The sequence below is a fragment of the Lutibacter citreus genome (assembly GCF_003260195.1).
GTDB classification, from domain to species: domain Bacteria; phylum Bacteroidota; class Bacteroidia; order Flavobacteriales; family Flavobacteriaceae; genus Lutibacter; species Lutibacter citreus.
The window spans coordinates 175,935-197,459 of sequence record NZ_QEIH01000008.1; the positions used below are offsets into that span (position 1 = coordinate 175,935).

24 protein-coding genes are annotated in these 21,525 nt (G+C 29.6%); 14 read left to right on the forward strand and 10 right to left on the reverse strand.

What is annotated here, in order from left to right:
* The 6 genes from hemC (at position 1) to hemN (ending at position 6,929) form a co-directional block, all read left to right on the forward strand.
* Positions 1–1,602 (forward strand): hydroxymethylbilane synthase, encoded by a 1,602-nt coding sequence (gene hemC, locus DAD81_RS16930; RefSeq protein WP_111709492.1) that lies wholly within the window; start codon positions 1–3, stop codon positions 1,600–1,602.
* 11 nt (positions 1,603–1,613) lie between these two features.
* Positions 1,614–2,579: a porphobilinogen synthase gene (hemB, locus tag DAD81_RS16935; protein ID WP_111709493.1), complete on the forward strand. Its 966-nt coding sequence runs from the start codon at positions 1,614–1,616 to the stop codon at positions 2,577–2,579.
* 103 nt (positions 2,580–2,682) lie between these two features.
* Positions 2,683–3,978 (forward strand): glutamate-1-semialdehyde 2,1-aminomutase, encoded by a 1,296-nt coding sequence (hemL, locus tag DAD81_RS16940; protein ID WP_111709494.1) that lies wholly within the window; start codon positions 2,683–2,685, stop codon positions 3,976–3,978.
* A 29-nt stretch (positions 3,979–4,007) separates the two neighbouring features.
* Positions 4,008–5,033, forward strand: a complete 1,026-nt coding sequence (gene hemE, locus DAD81_RS16945; RefSeq protein WP_111709495.1) for a uroporphyrinogen decarboxylase — start codon at positions 4,008–4,010, stop codon at positions 5,031–5,033.
* The gene (locus tag DAD81_RS16950; protein WP_157961169.1) at positions 5,008–5,559 is read left to right on the forward strand and encodes a GNAT family N-acetyltransferase; all 552 of its coding nucleotides are present in this window, start codon (positions 5,008–5,010) and stop codon (positions 5,557–5,559) included. Before hemE ends, DAD81_RS16950 begins: the two co-directional genes overlap by 26 nt.
* 11 nt (positions 5,560–5,570) lie before the next feature.
* On the forward strand, positions 5,571–6,929 hold the full coding sequence (gene hemN, locus DAD81_RS16955) for an oxygen-independent coproporphyrinogen III oxidase (RefSeq protein ID WP_111709497.1): 1,359 nt from the start codon (positions 5,571–5,573) through the stop codon (positions 6,927–6,929).
* Between the two features lie 71 nt (positions 6,930–7,000).
* On the opposite strand, the gene DAD81_RS16960 is transcribed toward hemN, so the two are convergent.
* From DAD81_RS16960 to DAD81_RS16975, 4 genes are read right to left on the reverse strand one after another with little or no spacing between them, the layout of a single operon-like run.
* On the reverse strand, positions 7,001–7,855 hold the full coding sequence (locus DAD81_RS16960) for a TerC family protein (protein ID WP_111709498.1): 855 nt from the start codon (positions 7,853–7,855) through the stop codon (positions 7,001–7,003).
* 3 nt (positions 7,856–7,858) lie between these two features.
* Positions 7,859–8,230, reverse strand: a complete 372-nt coding sequence (locus DAD81_RS16965; protein ID WP_111709499.1) for a hypothetical protein — start codon at positions 8,228–8,230, stop codon at positions 7,859–7,861.
* A gap of 10 nt (positions 8,231–8,240) precedes the next feature.
* Positions 8,241–9,584: an adenylosuccinate lyase gene (purB, locus tag DAD81_RS16970; RefSeq protein WP_111709500.1), complete on the reverse strand. Its 1,344-nt coding sequence runs from the start codon at positions 9,582–9,584 to the stop codon at positions 8,241–8,243.
* A 58-nt stretch (positions 9,585–9,642) separates the two neighbouring features.
* Positions 9,643–10,212: an adenylosuccinate lyase gene (locus DAD81_RS16975; protein WP_111709501.1), complete on the reverse strand. Its 570-nt coding sequence runs from the start codon at positions 10,210–10,212 to the stop codon at positions 9,643–9,645.
* Positions 10,213–10,392: 180 nt separating this feature from the next.
* Between DAD81_RS16975 and DAD81_RS16985 the strand changes: the two genes are divergently transcribed.
* The 4 genes from DAD81_RS16985 to DAD81_RS17000 all read left to right on the forward strand — a co-directional run bounded on the left by DAD81_RS16985 (position 10,393) and on the right by DAD81_RS17000 (position 12,763).
* Complete coding sequence (locus DAD81_RS16985; protein WP_111709503.1) at positions 10,393–11,376, forward strand: DUF1028 domain-containing protein; 984 nt, start codon at positions 10,393–10,395, stop codon at positions 11,374–11,376.
* A 7-nt stretch (positions 11,377–11,383) separates the two neighbouring features.
* The gene (locus DAD81_RS16990) at positions 11,384–11,821 is read left to right on the forward strand and encodes a heme-binding domain-containing protein (protein ID WP_111709504.1); all 438 of its coding nucleotides are present in this window, start codon (positions 11,384–11,386) and stop codon (positions 11,819–11,821) included.
* A gap of 34 nt (positions 11,822–11,855) precedes the next feature.
* Positions 11,856–12,491, forward strand: coding sequence for a carbonic anhydrase (locus DAD81_RS16995; protein WP_111709505.1), 636 nt, complete (start codon positions 11,856–11,858; stop codon positions 12,489–12,491).
* Positions 12,492–12,571: 80 nt separating this feature from the next.
* Positions 12,572–12,763 carry a cold-shock protein gene (locus DAD81_RS17000; protein ID WP_111709506.1) on the forward strand — a complete coding sequence of 64 codons (192 nt, stop codon included), beginning with the start codon at positions 12,572–12,574 and terminating at the stop codon, positions 12,761–12,763.
* A gap of 122 nt (positions 12,764–12,885) precedes the next feature.
* On the opposite strand, the gene DAD81_RS17005 is transcribed toward DAD81_RS17000, so the two are convergent.
* The gene (locus DAD81_RS17005) at positions 12,886–13,542 is read right to left on the reverse strand and encodes an outer membrane beta-barrel protein (protein WP_111709507.1); all 657 of its coding nucleotides are present in this window, start codon (positions 13,540–13,542) and stop codon (positions 12,886–12,888) included.
* Positions 13,543–13,715: 173 nt separating this feature from the next.
* On the opposite strand from DAD81_RS17005, the gene mnmA reads away from it, so the two are divergent.
* The 4 genes from mnmA to DAD81_RS17025 are packed head-to-tail and all read left to right on the forward strand — an operon-like array spanning position 13,716 to position 18,199.
* Entirely contained in the window at positions 13,716–14,903 is a 1,188-nt protein-coding gene (mnmA, locus tag DAD81_RS17010) for a tRNA 2-thiouridine(34) synthase MnmA (RefSeq protein ID WP_111709508.1), read from the forward strand.
* 49 nt (positions 14,904–14,952) lie between these two features.
* Positions 14,953–16,635, forward strand: a complete 1,683-nt coding sequence (locus tag DAD81_RS17015) for a S8 family serine peptidase (RefSeq protein WP_179950068.1) — start codon at positions 14,953–14,955, stop codon at positions 16,633–16,635.
* Positions 16,635–17,579, forward strand: coding sequence for an NAD(P)H-dependent flavin oxidoreductase (locus DAD81_RS17020; RefSeq protein ID WP_111709509.1), 945 nt, complete (start codon positions 16,635–16,637; stop codon positions 17,577–17,579). Before DAD81_RS17015 ends, DAD81_RS17020 begins: the two co-directional genes overlap by 1 nt.
* A complete protein-coding gene (locus tag DAD81_RS17025; RefSeq protein WP_111709510.1) occupies positions 17,564–18,199 on the forward strand; it encodes a SanA/YdcF family protein in 636 nt (211 codons plus the stop codon). Before DAD81_RS17020 ends, DAD81_RS17025 begins: the two co-directional genes overlap by 16 nt.
* 64 nt (positions 18,200–18,263) lie before the next feature.
* Here the strand turns inward: DAD81_RS17025 and DAD81_RS17030 are convergent, their stop codons facing one another.
* From DAD81_RS17030 to DAD81_RS17050, 5 genes are all read right to left on the reverse strand, one after another.
* Positions 18,264–18,533, reverse strand: coding sequence for a DUF1456 family protein (locus DAD81_RS17030; RefSeq protein WP_111709511.1), 270 nt, complete (start codon positions 18,531–18,533; stop codon positions 18,264–18,266).
* A gap of 32 nt (positions 18,534–18,565) precedes the next feature.
* Positions 18,566–19,048: a GNAT family N-acetyltransferase gene (locus DAD81_RS17035; protein ID WP_111709512.1), complete on the reverse strand. Its 483-nt coding sequence runs from the start codon at positions 19,046–19,048 to the stop codon at positions 18,566–18,568.
* A gap of 54 nt (positions 19,049–19,102) precedes the next feature.
* Positions 19,103–20,026, reverse strand: coding sequence for a sterol desaturase family protein (locus tag DAD81_RS17040; RefSeq protein ID WP_111709513.1), 924 nt, complete (start codon positions 20,024–20,026; stop codon positions 19,103–19,105).
* A gap of 86 nt (positions 20,027–20,112) precedes the next feature.
* Positions 20,113–20,496 carry a sulfite exporter TauE/SafE family protein gene (locus tag DAD81_RS17045; RefSeq protein WP_317047334.1) on the reverse strand — a complete coding sequence of 128 codons (384 nt, stop codon included), beginning with the start codon at positions 20,494–20,496 and terminating at the stop codon, positions 20,113–20,115.
* 23 nt (positions 20,497–20,519) lie between these two features.
* Positions 20,520–21,449 carry a lytic transglycosylase domain-containing protein gene (locus DAD81_RS17050; protein ID WP_111709514.1) on the reverse strand — a complete coding sequence of 310 codons (930 nt, stop codon included), beginning with the start codon at positions 21,447–21,449 and terminating at the stop codon, positions 20,520–20,522.
* Positions 21,450–21,525 lie beyond the last annotated feature (76 nt).

Consider the following 21,525-nt stretch of genomic DNA (forward strand, 5'->3'; position numbering starts at 1 on the left):
ATGGAAAAAATTATTAGAATTGGTACTCGCTCTAGTGAATTAGCACTATGGCAGGCTAATACCGTTGCCCAACAATTAGAACATTTTGGTTGTGAAACTGAAATTGTGAAAATTGATTCAATTGGAGATGTTGTTTTAGATAAGCCCTTATATGAATTGGGAGTAACAGGAGTTTTTACCAGAAATTTAGACGTTGCCTTGTTAAATGGTAATATTGATATTGCTGTGCATTCTTTTAAAGATGTTCCTACAAAATTACCCGAAGGTGTGGTTCAAGCAGCCGTGATTAAAAGAGGTGATTTTAATGATGTTTTAATTATGAAAGATGATGATGAGTTCTTTTCTAATAAAACAGCTACAATAGCTACAGGTAGTTTGCGCAGAAAAGCGCAGTGGTTATATAGATATCCAAACCATAAAATAACAGGTTTAAGAGGAAATGTTCAGACTAGATTGCAAAAGTTGGACGACAATGATTGGGATGGGGCTATTTTTGCAAAAGTAGGATTGAAAAGATTAAAGTTAATGCCTAAACCAGACGAAGCTTTAATATTAGATTGGATGGTGCCTGCGCCAGCTCAAGGAGTAGTTATGGTTGCCGCGTTAGGAGAAAATACAGAATTAGTAGAGTTTGTAAAACAAATTAATGATGAAGATACTGAAACTTGTGTAAAAATTGAACGAGATTTTTTAAGAGTTTTAGAAGGTGGATGTACAGCTCCAATTGGTGCTTTGGCATTGGTGATAAAAGATGAAATTAAATTTAAAGGAGTTTTGTTTAGTCCAGATGGAAGAAATAAAATGGAATTTTCTAAAACATCACCAAAAGATAATGCTTGGGATTTAGGAGAGTATGGTGCTAAATTTTTATTAGAAAGAGGTGCTAAAAATTTAATGTACAATGTTCAAGAGGATATTGAAAAATCTACATTAATTTATTCAACAAAAAGTTTATCACACGATCAAACATCTATTTTAAATTCAAGAATTGGAGTTGTAAGTAGTGATTTTATTACTATAAGAAACAATCGTTTAAAGCCTTTAATAGTTAAAAAACCAATAGAAAATGTTGTTTTTACTAGTCAAAATGCAGTTGAAGCATTATTAAATAACTTTTCACCATTAGAATTAGATTTTTCAAATATTTATTGCGTTGGTAGAAGAACCAAAAAATTAATAGAAAAGAAAATTGGCAAGATTGCGCATATAGAAAAAGATGCAGAAAAGTTAGCCAATTATTTAGTTGAAAATTTAGAAAATAAAAAGGTTACTTTTTTCTGTGGAAATATAAGAAGAGATGATTTACCAACAATTTTAAATAATAATAAAGTTGAGGTAAATGAAGTAGAGTGTTATCAAACTCAGTTAACACCAAGAAGTGTTGAAGATAAATTTAAAGGAGTGTTATTTTACAGTCCGTCAGGTATTGAAAGTTATCTTAAAGATAATTCAAAAGGAAAAGGGGTTGCTTTTTGTATAGGAGAGACTACAGCTACCGAGGCAAGAAAGCATTTTGAAGAAGTTGTTGTAGCAAAAGTGTCAACAGTAAATAGTGTATTGAGTTCAGTGAATGAACACTTTAAAGACAGTATAGAAAATTAAAAAATATAGTCATGAACAGAACCAGACGTCTTAGAAAAACCGAAAATATTCGTCGTTTAGTTAGAGAAAATAAATTAACTATTGACGATTTAATTTATCCTTTATTTATTGAAGAAGGAGAAAATATAGAAACAGAAATAGTTTCTATGCCAGGTATAAAAAGATTCTCTTTAGATAGGATTTCAAAAGAATTGGATGAGGTAGTAGAATTAGATATTCCTGCAGTATTACTTTTTGGAATTCCTTCAAAAAAAGATGATACAGGTTCTGAAACTTGGAATGATAATGGAATTATGCAACAAGCTATTCGTTTTATCAAAAAGAATTACCCAAGTTTATATGTAATTACAGATGTTTGTTTTTGTGAATATACAAGCCATGGACATTGTGGAATTATTCATGATAATGATGTTGATAATGATGCAACATTAGTAAATATTGCAAAACAAGTTATATCTCATGCAAAAGCAGGTGTTGATATGGTTGCACCATCAGGAATGATGGATGGTATGATTCAAGCTATTAGAGAAGCCTTAGATAATACAGGTTTTTCAAACCTACCGGTAATGTCATATGCAGTAAAATATTCATCAGCTTTTTATGGTCCATTTAGAGATGCAGCAGATTCTGCTCCTACATTTGGCGATAGAAGAACATACCAAATGGATCCTTCAAACAGAGATGAAGGTTTAAGAGAAGCAACTTTTGATGATGAAGAAGGTGCTGATATTTTAATGGTAAAACCAGCATTGGCTTATTTAGATATTATTCGTGATTTAAAGAATAATTTTGATCGTCCAATTGCTTGTTATAATGTAAGTGGAGAGTATGCAATGATAAAAGCTGCAGCTGCTAAAGGTTGGATTGATGGAGATAGAGTAATGATGGAAAGTTTACTTTCAATGAAAAGAGCAGGAGCCGATATTATTATCACTTATTTTGCAAAAGAAGTTGCTAAAATATTACAAAAAAAATAAAAGTATTCTGAGTAAAGTTAAAGTTGGCCACTTAGTAACATCATAGTGATTATCTGAAATAAATTAATTATTACTCCGTTCATTCACCAATAACAATAACAATATGAAATTAGAAAAATCAATTGAATTATATACCAGAGGAAAAAGACACCTAGTTGGTGCAGTAAATTCACCGGTAAGAGCATTTAAATCTGTTGGTGGAGTTCCTATTTTTATTGAAAGAGCTAAAGGAAGTAAAATTTATGATGTTGATGGAAATGAGTACATAGATTTTGTTCTTTCTTATGGCCCTATGATTTTAGGGCATAGAAATGGTGTTGTAGAGAAAACCATAAAGAAATATATGAAGAATGGTTACACTTTTGGAGCTTCAACCAAAGGTGAAATTATAATGGCAGAAATGGTTTGTGATGCTTTTCCAGGAATGGACAAAGTTAGATTTGTTAATTCAGGAACTGAAGCGGTTTTAAGTGCTATTCGTTTAGCAAGAGCTTATACAGGAAAGAATAAAATAATAAAATTTGCAGGTTGTTATCATGGGCATTCAGATGCTTTGTTAGTGGCTGCCGGATCAGGTTTAGCAACATTAAGTATTCCAGGGAGTAAAGGTGTGCCAGATGAAGCTGTGAAAAACACGTTGATCGCTGAATTTAATAATATAAAAAGTGTTGAAAATCATATTAGAAAAGGAGGGATAGCGGCTGTAATTATAGAGCCTATTGCCGGTAATATGGGGGTTATTCAGCCAGATAAAAAGTTTATTAAAGAATTAAGAGAGTTAACAAAAGATAACGATGTTTTGTTAATTGCAGATGAGGTAATGACAGGTTTTAGATCTCAATATGGAGGTGCTCAAGAACTTTTAGGTTTTGAAGCTGATATTACTTGTTTAGGTAAAGTTGTTGGTGGAGGTTTTCCTGTGGGAGCTTATGGTGCTAGAAATGAAATTATGGAAATGGTGTCGCCTTTAGGAGATATGTATCAGGCAGGTACATTATCGGGAAATCCTATTGCTATGGCTTGTGGTATAGCAACTTTAAAAGAATTAAAAAAACAGAATCCATATAAAGATTTTGAAAAAACGGCAGCTTTTTTAGAAAGAGAAATGAAATCTGCTGCTAAAAAAAATGGTATTGATTTACAAGTAAATAGATTTGGTTCTATGATTAATCCATTTTTTACAAAAACTAGAGTTGTTGATTTTAAAACAGCTCAAACAAGTGATACAAAAAAGTTTAAAACGTTCTTTTGGAAAATGATGGAGAATGGTGTGTTTTTACCACCATCTCAATTTGAGTCTTGGTTTTTAGGCACTGCAATGACCAAAAGAGATATTTATAAAGTAAGATCGGCTATTCAAATTGCTATGAAAGCAGTTGCTGATAAATTTAATAAATAACGAATACTACTAATTAGAATATAGCATAAATGATTAAGAACGATTTATTTTTAAGAGCTTTAAAGGGTGAAACAGTTGAACGTCCACCAGTTTGGATGATGCGTCAGGCAGGAAGATATTTACCAGAATTTATTGCTATTCGCGAAAAGTATGATTTTTTTACACGATGTAGAACTCCAGAATTAGCTTCAGAAATAACAGTGCAACCAATACGTAGATTTGGAATGGATGCTGCTATTTTATTTTCTGATATTTTGGTGATTCCACAAGCAATGAATATTGAGGTTGAAATGAAAGAAGGAATTGGGCCTTGGTTACCTAATCCTATTCGTTCTCAAAAAGATGTAGATAACGTAATTGTGCCAGATGTAACTGTAGAATTAGGTTATGTAATGGAAGCTATTAAAGCGACTAAAGAATTATTAAATGATGAAATTCCTTTAATTGGTTTTGCGGGTTCACCTTGGACAATTTTATGTTATTGTGTGCAAGGACAAGGTTCTAAAAACTTTGATAAAGCTAAAGAATTTTGCTTTACTCAACCAATTGCAGCACATACATTACTTCAAAAAATAACTGATACAACTATTGCTTATTTAAAAGAAAAAGTAAAGGCAGGTGTTAATGCTGTTCAAATTTTTGATTCTTGGGGAGGAATGTTGTCTCCAGTAGATTATCAAGAATTTTCTTGGCAGTATATCAATCAAATTATTGAAGCATTGAAAGATGATGCTCCGGTAATTGCTTTCGGAAAAGGATGTTGGTTTGCTTTAGAAGATATGGCAAATTCAAACGCATCTGCTTTAGGTGTAGATTGGACAGTTTCTCCAAAAGTTGCAAGAAAATTAACAGGAAATAAAATCACATTGCAGGGAAATTTTGATCCAGTTCGTTTATTATCAACTCCAAAAGTTATTAAAACTATGGTAAAAGAGATGATTAATGAATTTGGAAAGGATAAATACATTGTAAATTTAGGACACGGAATTTTACCACACGTGCCTGTAGATAATGCAAAAGCATTTATTGATGCCGTTAAAGAATATAAATATTAATATAGGTGATTTTGCTATTGTAAATCTTAAACAGAAAGATGCTATCAGTTTAAGTGAAATGCTATTGGTAAATAAAGTTAGGTTTCAACGTTATTTTCCTAAAACTCTAGAGGAAAATTTAAATCTAGAAATGACCAAATTATATATTGATACTAAAAACGCATTATTACTTTCTAATAAAGAGTATACTTTAGGTATAAAGGATATCAAAAATGAGAAAATAATAGGATTGGTTATCATTAAAAATATAGATAACAATAAAAAAAATGCAGAAGTAGCATATTCAATAGATAGTGATTACGGCAATAAAGGCTTAATGACAAAAGCTGTAAATGAAATAAGTAAGTTTGCACATAAGAAAGTAAATTTAAAATCACTCTTTATATTAGCGCATAAAACAAATTTAGCAAGCGTTAAAGTTGCTAAAAAAACAGGGTTTGTTTGGAAGAAAACTGAATTAAAAAGTTATATTCCTAAAAATGAGCTTGTAGCCATTGATATGGAGATGTTTGTAAAAGAATTTTAAATAGTTTAGAGATGAAAAACCTAATTCAAAAATATAATATTCCTGGCCCAAGATATACTAGTTATCCAACAGTTCCTTTTTGGGATAAAGAAGGAATTGCACAACAAGAATGGGAAAGAACGGTTAAAAAATCGTTTAATGAAAGTAATGATGTTGAAGGAATTAGCTTGTACATTCATTTACCGTTTTGTGAGAGTTTATGTACGTTTTGTGCGTGTCATAAAAAAATAACAAAACGTCATGAGGTTGAACAACCTTATATGGATACTGTTTTAAAAGAATGGGATTTATATTGTGATTTGTTAGAGGAACGTCCAAAAATTAGAGAGATTCATTTAGGTGGAGGAACTCCAACTTTTTTCTCTTCTGAAAACTTGAAAAAGTTAATTAACGGAATTTTTAAAAGAGCTGAGAAGTTTAAGACCTTCGATTTTAGTTATGAAGGACATCCAAATCATACTTCCGAAGAACAATTACAAACATTGTTTGATTTAGGCTCAAGAAGAAATAGTTTTGGAATTCAGGATTATGATCCTATTGTTCAAAAAGCAATTCATAGAATTCAAAGTTTTGATCAAGTGAAACGTGTAAATGATTTATCTCGTAAAATTGGATATGAATCTATTAGTCACGATTTAATTTTCGGATTGCCATTTCAAACAGAAGAAAGCATTAGAAACACCATAAAAAACACTATTGAATTAAAACCAGATAGAATAGCCTATTATAGTTATGCACATGTGCCTTGGATTAAAGGAGTTGGGCAGCGTGGTTTTGACGATAGTGATTTACCAAAGGACAATGAAAAGCGTCATTTATACGAGTTAGGAAAACAATTATTTTTTGATAATGGTTATGTTGAAGTAGGGATGGACCATTTTGCGTTACCAACGGATTCATTACATAAGGCGATGGAAGCTAAAAAGTTACATCGTAATTTTATGGGGTATACAGCAGGTAAAACTGAATTGATGATTGGTTTAGGAATGTCTTCAATAAGTGATTCTTGGTATGCTTTTGCTCAAAACGAAAAAAATATAGATGATTATACTGAAAAGGTAAATAACGGTATAATTCCAATTTTTAGAGGTCATTTATTAACAGATGAGGATTTAATTATAAGAAAGCATATTTTAAATTTAATGTGTAATTTAGAAACAACTTGGAATGTTGGACTGGATGAAAAAACAATAGCAGAAATTATAAAAAGATTACAGCCAATTATTGATGATGGTTTAATAGATGTTTCTTTAACTAAAATTACTGTAAAAGAAGAGGGAAGAATGTTTGTACGTAATATTTGTATGGCTTTTGATCTTCGTTTAATTGATAATAAGCCAGATACAAGATTGTTTTCAATGACTATCTAATAGAATAAATAACATAAAAAAAGCCGAACAAATTAATTTTGTTCGGCTTTTTTTATGTTATAATTAGAAAATTACTTATCTAATATTTTAGAGTTTTTTAGTTTCTCATCAACAATAGTTGAGTTGTGTAATTGAACTGGGTTTTTTCCTTTTTTCAATTTTAAATTCAGAAATTCTACGAAAAGTGAGAAAAATATAGCAAAATATAAATACCCTTTAGGAATACTATGTACTGGATTTCCAAAGAATTCAAAATGAGCTAAATGTGATCCTTCGGCTAATAGCATAACACCAATTAACAATAGAAACGATAGACCTAAAATTTGAATGGTAGGGTGTTCATTCACAAATTTACTCACAGGTCCTGCAAATACTAACATAATAATTATAGAAACAATAATGGCAATTATAATGATAGCCATTCCTCCAAAATACCCAAATCCAACAGGAGGAGTATCAAAACTAACCAATCCAATTGCAGTTAAAATACTGTCAAAAGAAAAAACTAAATCTAAGACAACAATTTGAATAATTGCATTTAAGATAGTACTACTAGCCTTTGTATTTGTCTCATTCTCATCACCTTCTAATTTGTGATGGATTTCGGCAACACTTTTATATAAAAGGAACAGTCCACCAGCAATAATGATTAAACTTTGACCAGTAATCCCAGCTTTTAACCAGGTAGTATCAATGTGTATTAATACATTTTGTAATTGTAGTACCCAAGATATTCCAAATAATAAGCCAATTCTAAAAACCATAGCCAATATTAAACCGATGTTTCGTGCTTTTGGTCTATCTTTTTCTTCTAGTTTATTTGAAACAATAGAAATAAAAACAATATTATCAATACCTAAAACTATTTCCAAAAAGATAAGAGTTAATAAGGCAATCCAAGTGTTTGCTTGTAAAAATATCTCCATAGCTTATTCAGATTTTTTAATTAATTCACCTTTTTGCACAAAATTAGAATGACCAATTACAGCTTCAAATTCATATGAATTACTTTCTATATTGGTAATTTTAATATGAATAGGATCTTCATCAATGGCAGATTTTGGATTGATCATTTTTAATGTATAATTAAAATTATTTTTCCAACTGATTGATAAAGTGTCTATTCTATCTTGATATTTTTCTATTTGAAGAGAATCTTGCCTAATAATAATTGTTTTTTCATAACCTTTACCTTCTGGAATTTCAAAAGTCCCAGATTTAAATCTGTCAGGGTTTAAAGGTTCATCCTGACAACTTGTTACCAGTGTTAAAAACAATACTATTAATGCAATTTTTTTCATTTTGTAAATTTTAAATTCCAGTGTAATTACTTGGTGTAATAGCTTTTAATTCAGTTTTAATTTCGTTTGAAACCTCTAAACTATCAATAAAATCAGCCATAGATTTCTGAGTAATTTTTTCGTTAGTTCTAGTTAAACCTTTTAATGCTTCATATGGATTTGGATATGCTTCTCTGCGTAATATAGTTTGAATAGCTTCAGCAACAACAGCCCAATGATTTTCTAAATCTTCAGCAAATTTTTCTTTATTAATTAATAATTTATTTAATCCTTTTAACGTAGAAGTGAAGCCAATAATTGTGTGACCAAACGGAACACCAATATTTCTTAAAACAGTTGAATCTGTTAAATCACGTTGTAAACGAGAAATAGGTAATTTTGCCGAAAGATGTTCAAAAATTGCATTTGCAATTCCTAAGTTTCCTTCTGAATTTTCAAAATCTATAGGATTTACTTTATGTGGCATTGCAGAAGAACCAACTTCTCCTTTTTTGATTTTTTGTTTAAAATAATCCATAGAAACATATGTCCAAATATCTCTATTAAAGTCAATTAAAATAGTGTTGATACGTTTTTGAGCATCAAAAATTCCAGCTAAATGATCATAATGTTCAATTTGAGTTGTAGGAAAAGAGTGGTGTAAACCCAATACTTTTTCAACAAAATGAGTTCCGAAAGTTTTCCAATCAATGTTTGGATAAGCAACAACATGAGCGTTATAATTACCAGTTGCTCCACCAAATTTGGCTGCATAAGGTATATTTTGTAATTGTTTTACTTGTTGCTCAAGACGTTCTATAAATACTAATATTTCTTTTCCTAAACGAGTAGGGGAAGCCGGCTGACCGTGAGTACGTGCTAACATAGGAATGTCTGCCCAAGCAGTTGCTAATTGTCTTAGTTTCTCTATTAAAGTTGCTAATTCAGGATAGTAAACAATATCAAAAGCATCATTAATAGATAATGGTGTAGCCGTATTGTTAATGTCTTGAGAAGTTAAACCAAAGTGAATAAATTCTTTATAAGCTTGTAAACTTAAAGCATCAAATTTTTCTTTAATAAAGTATTCAACCGCTTTTACATCATGGTTTGTAATACTTTCAATATCTTTAATTTTTTGAGCATCAGCTGAAGTGAAATCAATATAAATTGCTCTTAATTGAGGAAAAAGTGAATTATCAAAGTTTACTAATTGTGGCAATGGAATTTCGCACAATGCAATAAAATATTCAATTTCTACTTTTACTCTGTATTTTATTAGCGCTTCTTCCGAAAAAAATGGAGCTAAACCTTCTACTTTACTTCTGTATCTACCATCAATTGGAGATATTGCGTTTAAACTTGTTAATGCCATCTGTTAGTTTTGTGTTGAAAAAAGCAAAATTAATGAAATTAAGCTAAAAAGAATACTTTTATTGTCTGTTTATCAAGTCTAAAGTAATCTTTCCACGTGCTTTATATGCGGGACTTTCTTTTGGTATGTTTTGTTGTATAATTAATTTCAGTTCTTTGTGAACCCAATCTGAGTTTTTTCCAAAAATATAAAGAAAATTCATTGCATATGCTTTTGTGGCTACTTTATGGTTGCTTATCATCCAATCGAAACCAGTTTCAATAATTGCGTTAATATGTTTTTTTGAAAGTGTGTTTTTTAGAATGCTGTCTTTTTTTGAATTGAATGTAATAGCGATAAAATTACAAATTTTAGATAAAGGTCTAACGGCACTATCTAAATAAGCTTTTCCAATATTTAATGTAAATAGATCCAAATATGGAGCTACCCAATCTATTTTTTGTTCACAAACTAATTCTAATACCCAGGCTGCTTTAATAGAAACTTTATCATTTACATTAAATGAAATTTCTAATAAAAATGGAAATAATTCCGGATTATCGATTACTAAATCTCTAATACGATTACGATTTACACGCAAAGCTGATCCTAAATTTTCTAATTCTTGAATTAAAAATACTTTAGTCATTTTTTTTCTCTTTTGTTTTTTTAGGAGATAATTTTATTAATAAATAAGCAAAAGCAATAATTATATGAAGTATTACTAAAATCATAATTGTGTAAAACCAAAAATTGGAAATGGCCATATTGTTGTATATTGTATTATAAAAAATAGGATATCTGTCTTTAATTTCTAAATTTACAAAATATGAAATATTTGAGTGTGGTAATAGTAACATTACTATTTTATTTTAATGGGTTTTCACAGAAAGTCTATTCAAAAAAAGAACCATTTGCTCATACTTATTCAATAGTTGCAAGAGATACAGTTACAGGTGAAATGGGTGTTGCAGTGCAATCACATTGGTTTTCAGTTGGTAGTTTAGTTACTTGGGGAAAAGCAGGAGTTGGAGTTGTAGCAACACAATCATTTATAAACCCTTCATTTGGACCAAGAGGTTTAAGTTTATTAGAAAATGGGCTAACACCAAAATTAGCTGTATCAACTTTATTAGAATTAGATGAAGGTAGAGACGTTAGGCAATTAGCAATTTTAGATGCACATGGAAATGTAGAAGCATATACAGGGGAAAAGTGTATTAAGAATGCAGGACATATTATTGGAAATAATTTTTCAGTGCAAGCAAATTTAATGGATAAAAATACGGTTTGGTCAGCAATGGCTAAAGCTTATGAAAACAGTAAAGGAAGTTTAGCAGAACGTATGTTAGCAGCAATGAAAGCGGCTCAAAAAGAAGGTGGTGATATAAGAGGTAAACAATCTGCTGCAATTTTAATAGTGAAAGCAAAAAGTACCGGAAATAGTTGGCAAGATAAAGTGGTTGATTTACGTGTGGAGGATAACGAAAACCCCATTGAAGAGTTGGATCGTTTATTAACAATTCATACAGCATATGAATATATGAATAAAGGCGATTTAGCAGTAGAAATAGGAAATAATAAATTGGCTAAAGAGCATTATATGCATGCTCAGGAATTAAATCCAAATAATTTAGAAATGAAATTTTGGTACGCTATTACGTTGGCTAATAATGGTGAGTTAATTGAAGCGAAACATATTTTAAAAGAGTTGTTTCAACAAAATGAAAAATGGAAAGTGCTAATTCAAAGATTGGTAAAGCCAGAATTATTAACTATTTCGAAAAAAGAATTAGAAGAACTATTAAACTAATTAATTTATGAAAAAAGGAATACTAAGTATTGTGGTTGTTTTTATCCTAATACAGTTAATAAGACCTAATAAAAACGATTCAGGAAATAATATAAATCATATTTCAACAGTAATAAATGTACCTGAGAATGTTCAAAGTATTTTAAAAAAATCGTGTAATGATTGCCATTCAAACAATACAGTATATCCGTGGTATAGTAAAATAGCACCAGTATCTTGGTATTTAGCTTCACATGTAAATGATGGTAAAGAGCACTTAAATTTTTCAGAATGGACAGCTTATAATATAAATCAGAAAAAACATATAATTAAGGATTTGGATGAAGTTTTAAAATCTCATGAGATGCCTTTAAAAAGTTATTTAATAATTCATAAAGATGCAAAAATGAATGCGGAACAATTTGAGTTATTAAGTAATTGGGTGAAAACTATAAAAATAAATTAAAAAAAGAATTGTTTAATTAATAAAACTTAAGAAATTGGATATATCAAAAATATTTGAAAACAATAAAGTATGGATTGCAAATAAGCTAAGTGTAGATAAGGATTATTTTATAAATTTAGGGAAAGGGCAAAGTCCAGAGGTTTTATATATTGGCTGTTCAGATAGCAGAGTTACTGCAGAAGAATTGATGGGAGCAAATCCAGGAGAAGTATTTGTACACAGAAATATAGCAAATATGGTTCCTAATACAGATTTAAATGTAATGTCTGTAATAAATTACGCAGTGAGTAATTTAAAGGTAAAGCATGTAGTTATTTGTGGTCACTATTCTTGTGGAGGTGTTAAGGCTGCAATGCAATCTGAAGATTTAGGATTGTTAAATCCGTGGTTAAGAAATATTAGAGATGTTTATAGATTGCATAGAGTAGAACTAGGCTCAATTAAAGATGAAAATAAAAAATACGATAGATTAGTAGAGTTAAATGTACAAGAACAATGTGTAAATGTTATGAAAACAGCTGTTGTACAAAAAGCTATGTTAGAAAAAAGAATAACAATTCACGGCTGGGTTTGGGATATTCATAATGGCAATATTGTGGACTTAAAGATTGATTTTGATAAAATCTTAGAGGATATTAGAGATATATATCATTTGTCGAGTGACAAATAATTCATTTTAAAATTAAATTATACCTAGTTAAAGAAATAAAGAGTATCTTTGCAACAATATAATTTATAAAAATATCAATAATGAGTAAAGGTACAGTAAAATTCTTCAATGAAACTAAAGGTTTTGGATTTATTAAAGAAGATGACTCAAACAATGAACATTTCGTACATATTTCTGGTTTAATCGATGAAATCCGTGAAGGTGATGAAGTAGAATTCGAATTACAAGAAGGACGAAAAGGAATGAACGCAGTAAACGTAAAAGTTATTTAAGACTTAAATAATATACATTTTAAAGTGTTTAAGCCTATCAAATTTTGATAGGCTTTTTTTTGTGCTTTTATTTTACAATAATAACTTTTTTAGATTTGAAATGCTCTTTTTATAGAAATTGGTTATAAATAATAAGACAAGCCAAAAGATAAGCTTGAGGTATTTAAATTGAATCTAAAGCTGTTGCTTTTTGTAGAATTAGATCTATTATTTTGTTCGCTTTTTGTATGGCTATAACCTAATGAGCCTGCTTGAGCTTCTAGAGCAAAGTTTTTATTAATAAAATAGGTAATCCCTGGGCGAATTCCAATAAAATAATTATTTGATTTATAGTTGTACTCAGATGAATTATTTTCAAATACATCATTCCAATTTCTTGTATATTCAAAGTTCCCTTGTAAATTTATAGAGACTTTTTCTCCAATACCAAAATGTTTTTTTATATAAGGGATTAAAGAAAAAGAATAGATTTTCTGTTCATTTTCAGCGGCATCATCATTATTAAAATCGCTACTAGATTTATTATAACTATAGCCAGTTCCTAAACCAATCACTAAATTATTATTAATGGCGTATCCAAATTTAGGTGTTATTGTAAAACCTAAATTTTCTCCAGTTAAATTTCCATTTTCTCTTATACTTTCATTATTATTGACACTTAATGAGATACCCCCTCCAAAATTCCAGGTTCCTTGTTTAATTGTTAAAGTTTTGTCTTTTTCTTGTGCAAAAAGAATTGTAACAGCAAAGAATAGAGTAATAAATAATGATTTTTTCATATTTAATAATTTAAAGTTAAGTATTTGTTTTAGCGAAGGTAATACCGTCGTTTATTTGTAATGTTATTTAAAAGTTAACTTTGTTTTTCTAAATAGTTTGGTAAATTACTAATCAAAAATTAACTTTTCCTTACTAAAAGTAATCTGTATCTTTGCTCTCTAAATTTTTTAAAATGAAACGTGTAATAGTAGGGCTTTCTGGAGGTGTAGATAGTAGTGTAGCTGCATACTTGTTAAAAGAACAAGGATATGAGGTTATTGGCTTGTTTATGAAAAACTGGCATGATGATTCTGTTACTATTTCTAACGAATGTCCTTGGTTGGAAGATAGTAATGACGCAATGATTGTTGCAGATAAGTTAGGAATCCCTTTTCAAGTTGTTGATTTAAGTGAGCAGTATAAAGAACGTATAGTTGATTATATGTTTAATGAATATGAAATGGGACGAACTCCTAATCCGGATGTTTTATGTAATAGAGAAATTAAATTTGATGTTTTTATGAAAATTGCAACGGATTTAGGAGCTGATTATGTAGCAACCGGACATTATTGTAGAAAAGGAGAGGAAGAGATTAATGGTGAAAATGTATATAAATTATTAGGAGGTGTTGACGGTAATAAAGATCAATCTTATTTTTTATGTCAGCTATCTCAAGATCAACTTTCTAAAGCAATGTTTCCAATTGGAGAATTAACAAAACCAGAAGTTAGAAGAATTGCTGCTGAGCAAGATTTAATTACTGCAGATAAAAAAGATTCTCAAGGGTTATGTTTTATTGGGAAAGTTAGACTTCCTGAGTTTTTACAACAAAAATTAAAACCAAAAGAAGGTGTAATAGTTCAAATTCCATCAGATTTTGAAAAATACAATAGAGAGATTCCTATTTTTGCTTCAAAGGAAGAAGAATTAGCTTTTTTTGCTTCAAAATATAAATATTCCATTAAAGATGGAAAAATTGTAGGGAAACATCAAGGTGCCCACTATTTTACTAAAGGTCAAAGAAAAGGATTGGCAGTAGGAGGAACTAAAGAACCTTTATTTGTAATTGATACAGACGTAAAAGAAAATGTAATTTATACTGGAGAAGGTAAAACCCACCCAGGTTTGTATAGAAATACTTTGTTTGTTTCAAATGACGAAATCCATTGGGTTCGAAAAGATTTAGCATTAAAAAATGGGGAATCGTTAGCTGTTTTAGCACGCATAAGATATCGTCAAAAATTAGAAAAAGCCATAATTTATAAAGTTGAAACAGGCTTGTATGTTCAATTTGAAAATAAGCAATCTGCAATTACAGAAGGACAATTTGTAGCTTGGTATATAAATGAAGAATTAGTTGGTTCTGGTGTAATATCTTAGTTTTCAGTATTATTTCTTATTTTAGGAAGGTAATTTTTAAATTTTAAAAGTGAAACGTTTATATTTTTTTATCATAATTACCTTTTCCGTTTCTAACTTGTCGGCTCAAATTGAAGATGCTTGGGTATATTTTAAAGATAAACCAAGTGAGGCGAGTTATTTTTCTTCACCTTTAAAAATGTTAACTCAGCGATCTTTAGATAGAAGAGCACGATTTAGTATTCATTTAGATAGTAAAGATGTACCTATTGATGCGAGTTATGTATTAAAGATAAAAGAAAGTGGAGTTTCTATTTTGGCTAGGTCAAAGTGGTTAAATGCTTTGCATGTTCAAGATACAAAAGTTAATATTGATGCATTATTAAGTATAGAATTTAATGGGAATACAATAGTATCTTCAATTGAATATGCCAATAAATCATTAAATAGTTCTAAAACACCAAAATCCAAAAATAAAATTTCAAAAAAAAGAAATAAATTAGAGTTTAAAAAGGTTGATATTTATGGAGATGCAGAAAATCAGCTCTCAATGTTAAAAGGAGATTCGTTACATCTAAAAGAATTAAAAGGTTTAGGGATTCAAATAGCTGTTTTGGATGCAGGTTTTCCAAACGTAAATTCTTTGTTGGCATTTAAGCAGGTTATAGATAATAATCAAATATTGGGTGGCTATGATTTTGTAAATAGAAGTTTAAATTATTTTACAGGGAATTATCACGGGATGTCTGTTTTATCAACTATGGCGGGATATTTAGAAAATGGAATAAATGGAGCTACAAATAATTATATTGGAACAGCTCCGGGTGCAGAATATTACCTTTTTATAACTGAAGACTCAAACAAAGAGGTTAAACTAGAGGAAAGTTTATGGGTAGAAGCAGCTGAAAGAGCTGATAGTTTAGGAGTTGATATTATAAATACGTCTTTAGGATATTCGGTGTTTTTTGATAATACAAATCATAACTATTCTTATAGTGATATGGATGGACAAACAGCCTTTATTACTCGTGGTGCAGAAATAGCATTTTCAAGAGGAATGATTTTAGTGAATTCAGCAGGGAATGAAGGAGGTGATCCAGATTGGCCATATATAAATGCACCTGCTGACGGACCTTCAGTATTAACTATTGGGGCTGTAAAATCTAATGAGGAAATAGCATCTTTTAGTTCTTTTGGCCCAACTTATGACGGACGAATTAAACCAGATGTTTGCGCTCAAGGGCAAGGCACAGCTCTTATTAATACATCCGGAAACGTTGTTTTTGCTAACGGAACCTCGTTCTCTTCTCCTGTATTGGCAGGTGTTATTGCGTGTTTATGGCAAGCTTTCCCTAATAAAACAAATGATGAAATTGTACAGCTAGTTAGAGAGTCAGGTCATTTATACGATGTTTCAACAAAGACAAATGCAACAATTGATTATCAAATGGGATATGGAATTCCAAATTTTTCATCAATTTTTAATGCTTTAGAAATTGAAAAAATACAAAAAGGTACTGCTGAAGTAGTTTTTTACCCAAACCCAGCATCTAATAATGTTTATATTAAATTTCCTAAAGGTATAAGTAATTTGGAAATTACATTATTTAGTACTTCAGGTAGTAAAATAATAGAAGAACAGTTACATAGTGAAAATCCTAAATTAGATATATCCTATTTATCTACAGGGTTATATCTTTTAAAGATAAACTATGGTAATGAGATTAAAGAATTTAAAATTTTAAAAAACTAATGGAAAATAGTATTACAAAACTATTCAATATAAAATATCCAATTATTCAAGCTGGTATGGTTTGGAATAGTGGGTGGAGATTAGCATCTGCTGTAAGTAATGCAGGAGGATTAGGATTAATAGGCGCTGGATCTATGTATCCTGAAGTATTAAGAGAACATATTCAGAAATGTAAAGCTGCTACGGATAAGCCATTTGGTGTAAATGTACCTATGTTATATCCTAATATTGAAGAAATAATACAAATTATTATTACTGAAGGCGTTAAAGTGGTTTTTACTTCAGCAGGAAATCCCAAAACTTGGACTTCATATTTAAAAGAAAAAGGGATAACTGTAGTTCATGTTGTTAGTAGTGTGAAATTTGCAGTAAAATCTGAACTTGCGGGTGTTGATGCTGTTGTTGCAGAAGGTTTTGAAGCTGGAGGACATAATGGTAGAGAAGAAACTACGACATTTACTTTAATTCCTATGGTTAAAGAAAAATTAACTATACCTGTTATTGCGGCTGGAGGAATTGCTACAGGAAGAGGAATGCTAGCTGCAATGGTTTTAGGTGCTGATGGTGTGCAAATAGGAAGTAGATTTGTTGCTAGTGAAGAATCTTCAGCACATATAAATTTTAAAGAAAAAGTTGTGAATACTCAAGATGGGGATACTCATTTAACACTAAAAGAATTAGCACCGGTTCGGTTGATTAGAAATAAATTTTACAATGAACTACAAGAATTATATAAAGAAAAATCTTCAGTTGAAGTTCTAAAAGAAAAATTAGGTAGAGGTAGAGCTAAAAAAGGAATGTTTGAAGGAGATTTGGAAGAAGGTGAGTTAGAAATAGGGCAAATTGCAGGCCTTATTCATAACATTAAACCTGCTAAGGATATAATAAATGAAATATTATTAGAGTTTGATTCTGTAAAAGATTCAATATGTTTAAACGATTAATTTTACTAACTTCTTTAATTGTTTTTTTAATTGGAACGTCGTTGTATTTTTCGAATTATATAATTGAAAAAGAAACGAAGCCTTTTATTTTTAAAAATGTAAAAAATATCCCTAAACATAAAGTTGGAGTTGTTTTAGGAACTACAAAATATTTGTTAAATGGAACTCTCAATTTATATTATAAGTATAGGTTAATTACAGCCTATGATTTGTTTAAATCCAATAAAATTGAATTCATTTTAGTAAGTGGTGATAATAGTTCACCGTCTTATAATGAGCCTTTAACCTTTAAAGAAGATTTAATTAAATTGGGTGTTCCTGAAAGTAAAATATATATGGATTTTGCGGGGTTTAGAACGTTAGATTCTATGGTAAGAGCAAAAGAAATATTTGGTTTAAGTGAATTTATTGTTATATCACAAGAGTTTCATAATGCAAGGGCAATTTATATTGGAAAGAAAAAAGGAATTAATGCTATTGGGTTTAACGCTAAAAATGTTCCTTCTAAATATGGGTTTAAAACTAATATACGTGAGAAATTTGCACGCGTTAAAGTGTTTATAGATTTATTTTTTCATAAAAATCCTAAATTTTTGGGAGATAAAGTTATTATAAAATAAAAAGACCTTGATTAATCAAAGTTCGTTTTAGTTATCAAAGTAATTGATAGACATTATAATAAGTTTAGACTTGTTTTTTTTTATCTTCTTGTTTTTTAGCCACTTTTGGAGGCATTGGTCCTCTTAAGTGAATAATAAGACCATTTAAGAAATTACGTAAAAATTGGTCTCCACATTCCATGTATTTTGGATGATCCTCACTTCTAAAAATTGCTCCTAATTCACTTTTAGTTACTTTAAAGTCAACTAATTCACAAATTTTTATAATATCAGTATCACGAAATTTGTGAGCTACTCTTAGTTTTTTAAAAACATCATTATTTGTTAATCCCATAGTGCAAAGATAAGATAAAAACCGTGTTAATTTTATATTTTAAGTTGCCAATATCCAACATCAATCCATTTATTAAATTTTAGGCCTACTTCTTTAAAATGCGCAATTTTTTTAAATCCAAATTTTTCGTGAATAGCTATGCTTGCTTCATTAGGTAATGAGATTCCACCAATAATAGAATGGATATTTCTAGATTTTAAATCATTAATTAAATGTTCATATAGTTTCTTTCCTATTCCTTTTCCAATTGCGTTTTGCATTATGTAAATAGAACTTTCAACTGTAAAATTATATGCATTTCTTTTTTTCCAAGTGTCAGCATAGGCATAACCTAAAACTTTATTGTTTTCTTCATAAACAATCCAAGGATGTTTCTTTGTAACATTTTTAATTTGTTGAGAAATTTCATCTACACTAATAGGGTTTAAATCAAACGTTACAATAGTGTTAAGAACATGGTAATTATAAATTTCAGAAATTATCTGAGCGTCAGCAACTTTAACATTTCTAATCATATCTGTAATACCTCATTAATTTATTATTAATTGAGAATCTATAATATTTTACTTTTAAACTTTATTTTGTTTAATTTCTAATTGCATTTGTTTTACTGTTTGTGTGCTATTATCATGGCTCCAACCTGGAGGTCCAAAAATGTACATAAATTTATGATACCAGTTTTTAGATTTTTTAGTGTCATTCCAAATATCTTTATATTCATGGGTTAAAATAACCCAAGGGTTGTATGATTCTGGAGCATGTGTTACTCCATATTCAATAGAAATATTCTCATCTAATTCTTTCCAAGTACCAAAAACTTTATCAAAAATATTTAAAAACCCTCCATGATTTTTATCCATATATTCTATATTTCTCGCATGATGAACTTGGTGCATTGTATGGGTGTTAAATATTTTTTCAATAAATCCCATTTTTGGAATATAAACGGAGTGTAGTTGAAATTGCCATAAAGCTTCTATACCAAGACAAACTACTACCATTTCAGGTCTAAAACCTAATGCAGGTATCCACATGTAAAATAAAGGTTTGTAAAGAATGGTAAACCATCCGTTCCTAACGGCAGTTCCAAGATTAAAATTGTCAGAAGAATGATGCACAATATGAGCAGCCCATAAAGCTCTAACCATATGATTTTGTCTATGGAACCAATAGTAAGTGAAATCATCTAAAATTTGACAAATTAACCAGATATACCAAGCGTAACTAAAAGATTCCCATCCAAAAATATTTGTTCTTATACCATTAATTTCAGGATTAAAAAATTCAAATACAAGATTGAAAATTACAATTGCCGAAACTGTTTTTATAAGTGGAGCAATTATTGCTGAGCCAATGCCCATAAAAAGACTGGCTCCTAAATCTTTCCATTCATATAATTTTTCTTTTTTGTGAGTTTTGCTATAAGTAAGTTCTAATAAAATTAAGGCAAGAAAGCAAGGAACTCCATATACTAGAGGGTTGGTAAAATCCATTTGATGGTTTTAATTAAAAGTTTCAATGTAAGGATATTTTAAAGAATCCTAGGTTAATTTATAATTAAACTCTAAAAGTTGTCTTTTTATTTTGTGAAAATTAATTTAATTGCAACTACTAACATAAAAAAACCAAATATTCGTTTAAGTGTTTTTTGATCTATTTGCAATGCTATTTTAGATCCGAGGAAGCCACCAATAATAAATAATGCAGAAACAATTATGGCAACTCTCCAATCTATATTACCTCCATCTCCTGCAGTATGATAATTATAAACAGCTAAGAAAGTTACTGGTGGTAACATTACAGCTAGGCTTAAACCTTGCGCGTTGTACTGAGTTAAACCTAAAAATAAAACAAATAGAGGAACCATAATAATTCCTCCTCCTACGCCAACCAATCCACTTAAAATACCTGCAGAAAGACCAATAATAATTAAAAACAGAACAGTTGTTAGTGTCATTTTCATCTTTAATTTATTACTGATAATAATTAAATTTCAGAAGGAATTTTTATTTTATATAATTTTCGTGACTTATTATTTAATTTATTTTCACGTAACCAAGGGTTGTGTGTTTTTAAAATTTTATAATTAATTCCTAAGTTTTTAGAAAATACAGCAATATTAGTAATAGCTGTATCTACTTCAATTAATTTAGTTGGTTTTAAATTGTATAGATCTTCAGAGTCAAAAATAAATCCGTATTTGGCAGGATTAGATAAAATTTCTTTAACAGCTACAATTCTAGGAAGATATCTTTTAGTTTCTTCGCCTAAAAGAAGATCGTAATAATCTTCTACTTTTTGAGCTTTTATTTTTCTAGACATACCAGCATTTCCTGCATTGTAAGCAGCAGCAGCCATAGTCCAGTTTCCAAATTTGTCTTTTGCAGCTTTTAAATATTTACATGCTACTTCGGTTGCTTTCTCTAAATTGTAACGTTCATCAACATTAGAGTTTACTTCAAGTCCGTTTTCTTTTGCCGTGCTAGACATAATTTGCCAAAAACCTCTTGCTCCCGCAGGAGATGTAACGTTTTGTAATCCACTTTCAATTACAGCTAAATATTTAAAATCATTTGGAACACCATTTTTCGCTAAAATTGGTTCTATAATTGGAAAGTATTTATTTGCTCTTTTAAGAAGTAATAAACCATTAGATTGCCAATAAGTATTTACTAGAAGTTCACGATCTATTCGTTCTTTAATATCAGATTTTTCAATAGGAACTAATTCTCCCGCAAATTTTAAATTAGCCGGGATTTTTAAGGCCTTAATTTGATAGGTTTCACTTGTGTTTTTATCACTTTCTTCAAGTTTTACCTTTTCTTTATTTGTATTGTCTTTTTTAGTGCCGAACATTAATAATGAACTTACCATTATAATGGCAACTAGACCTAAAATTTTAATTATATTTTTCATCTTTATAGAATTTTATTTTTTTATAATTTTAGTTATTTAACTAAATTGGCTGTATTAATTCCTGAGAATTAAGAAT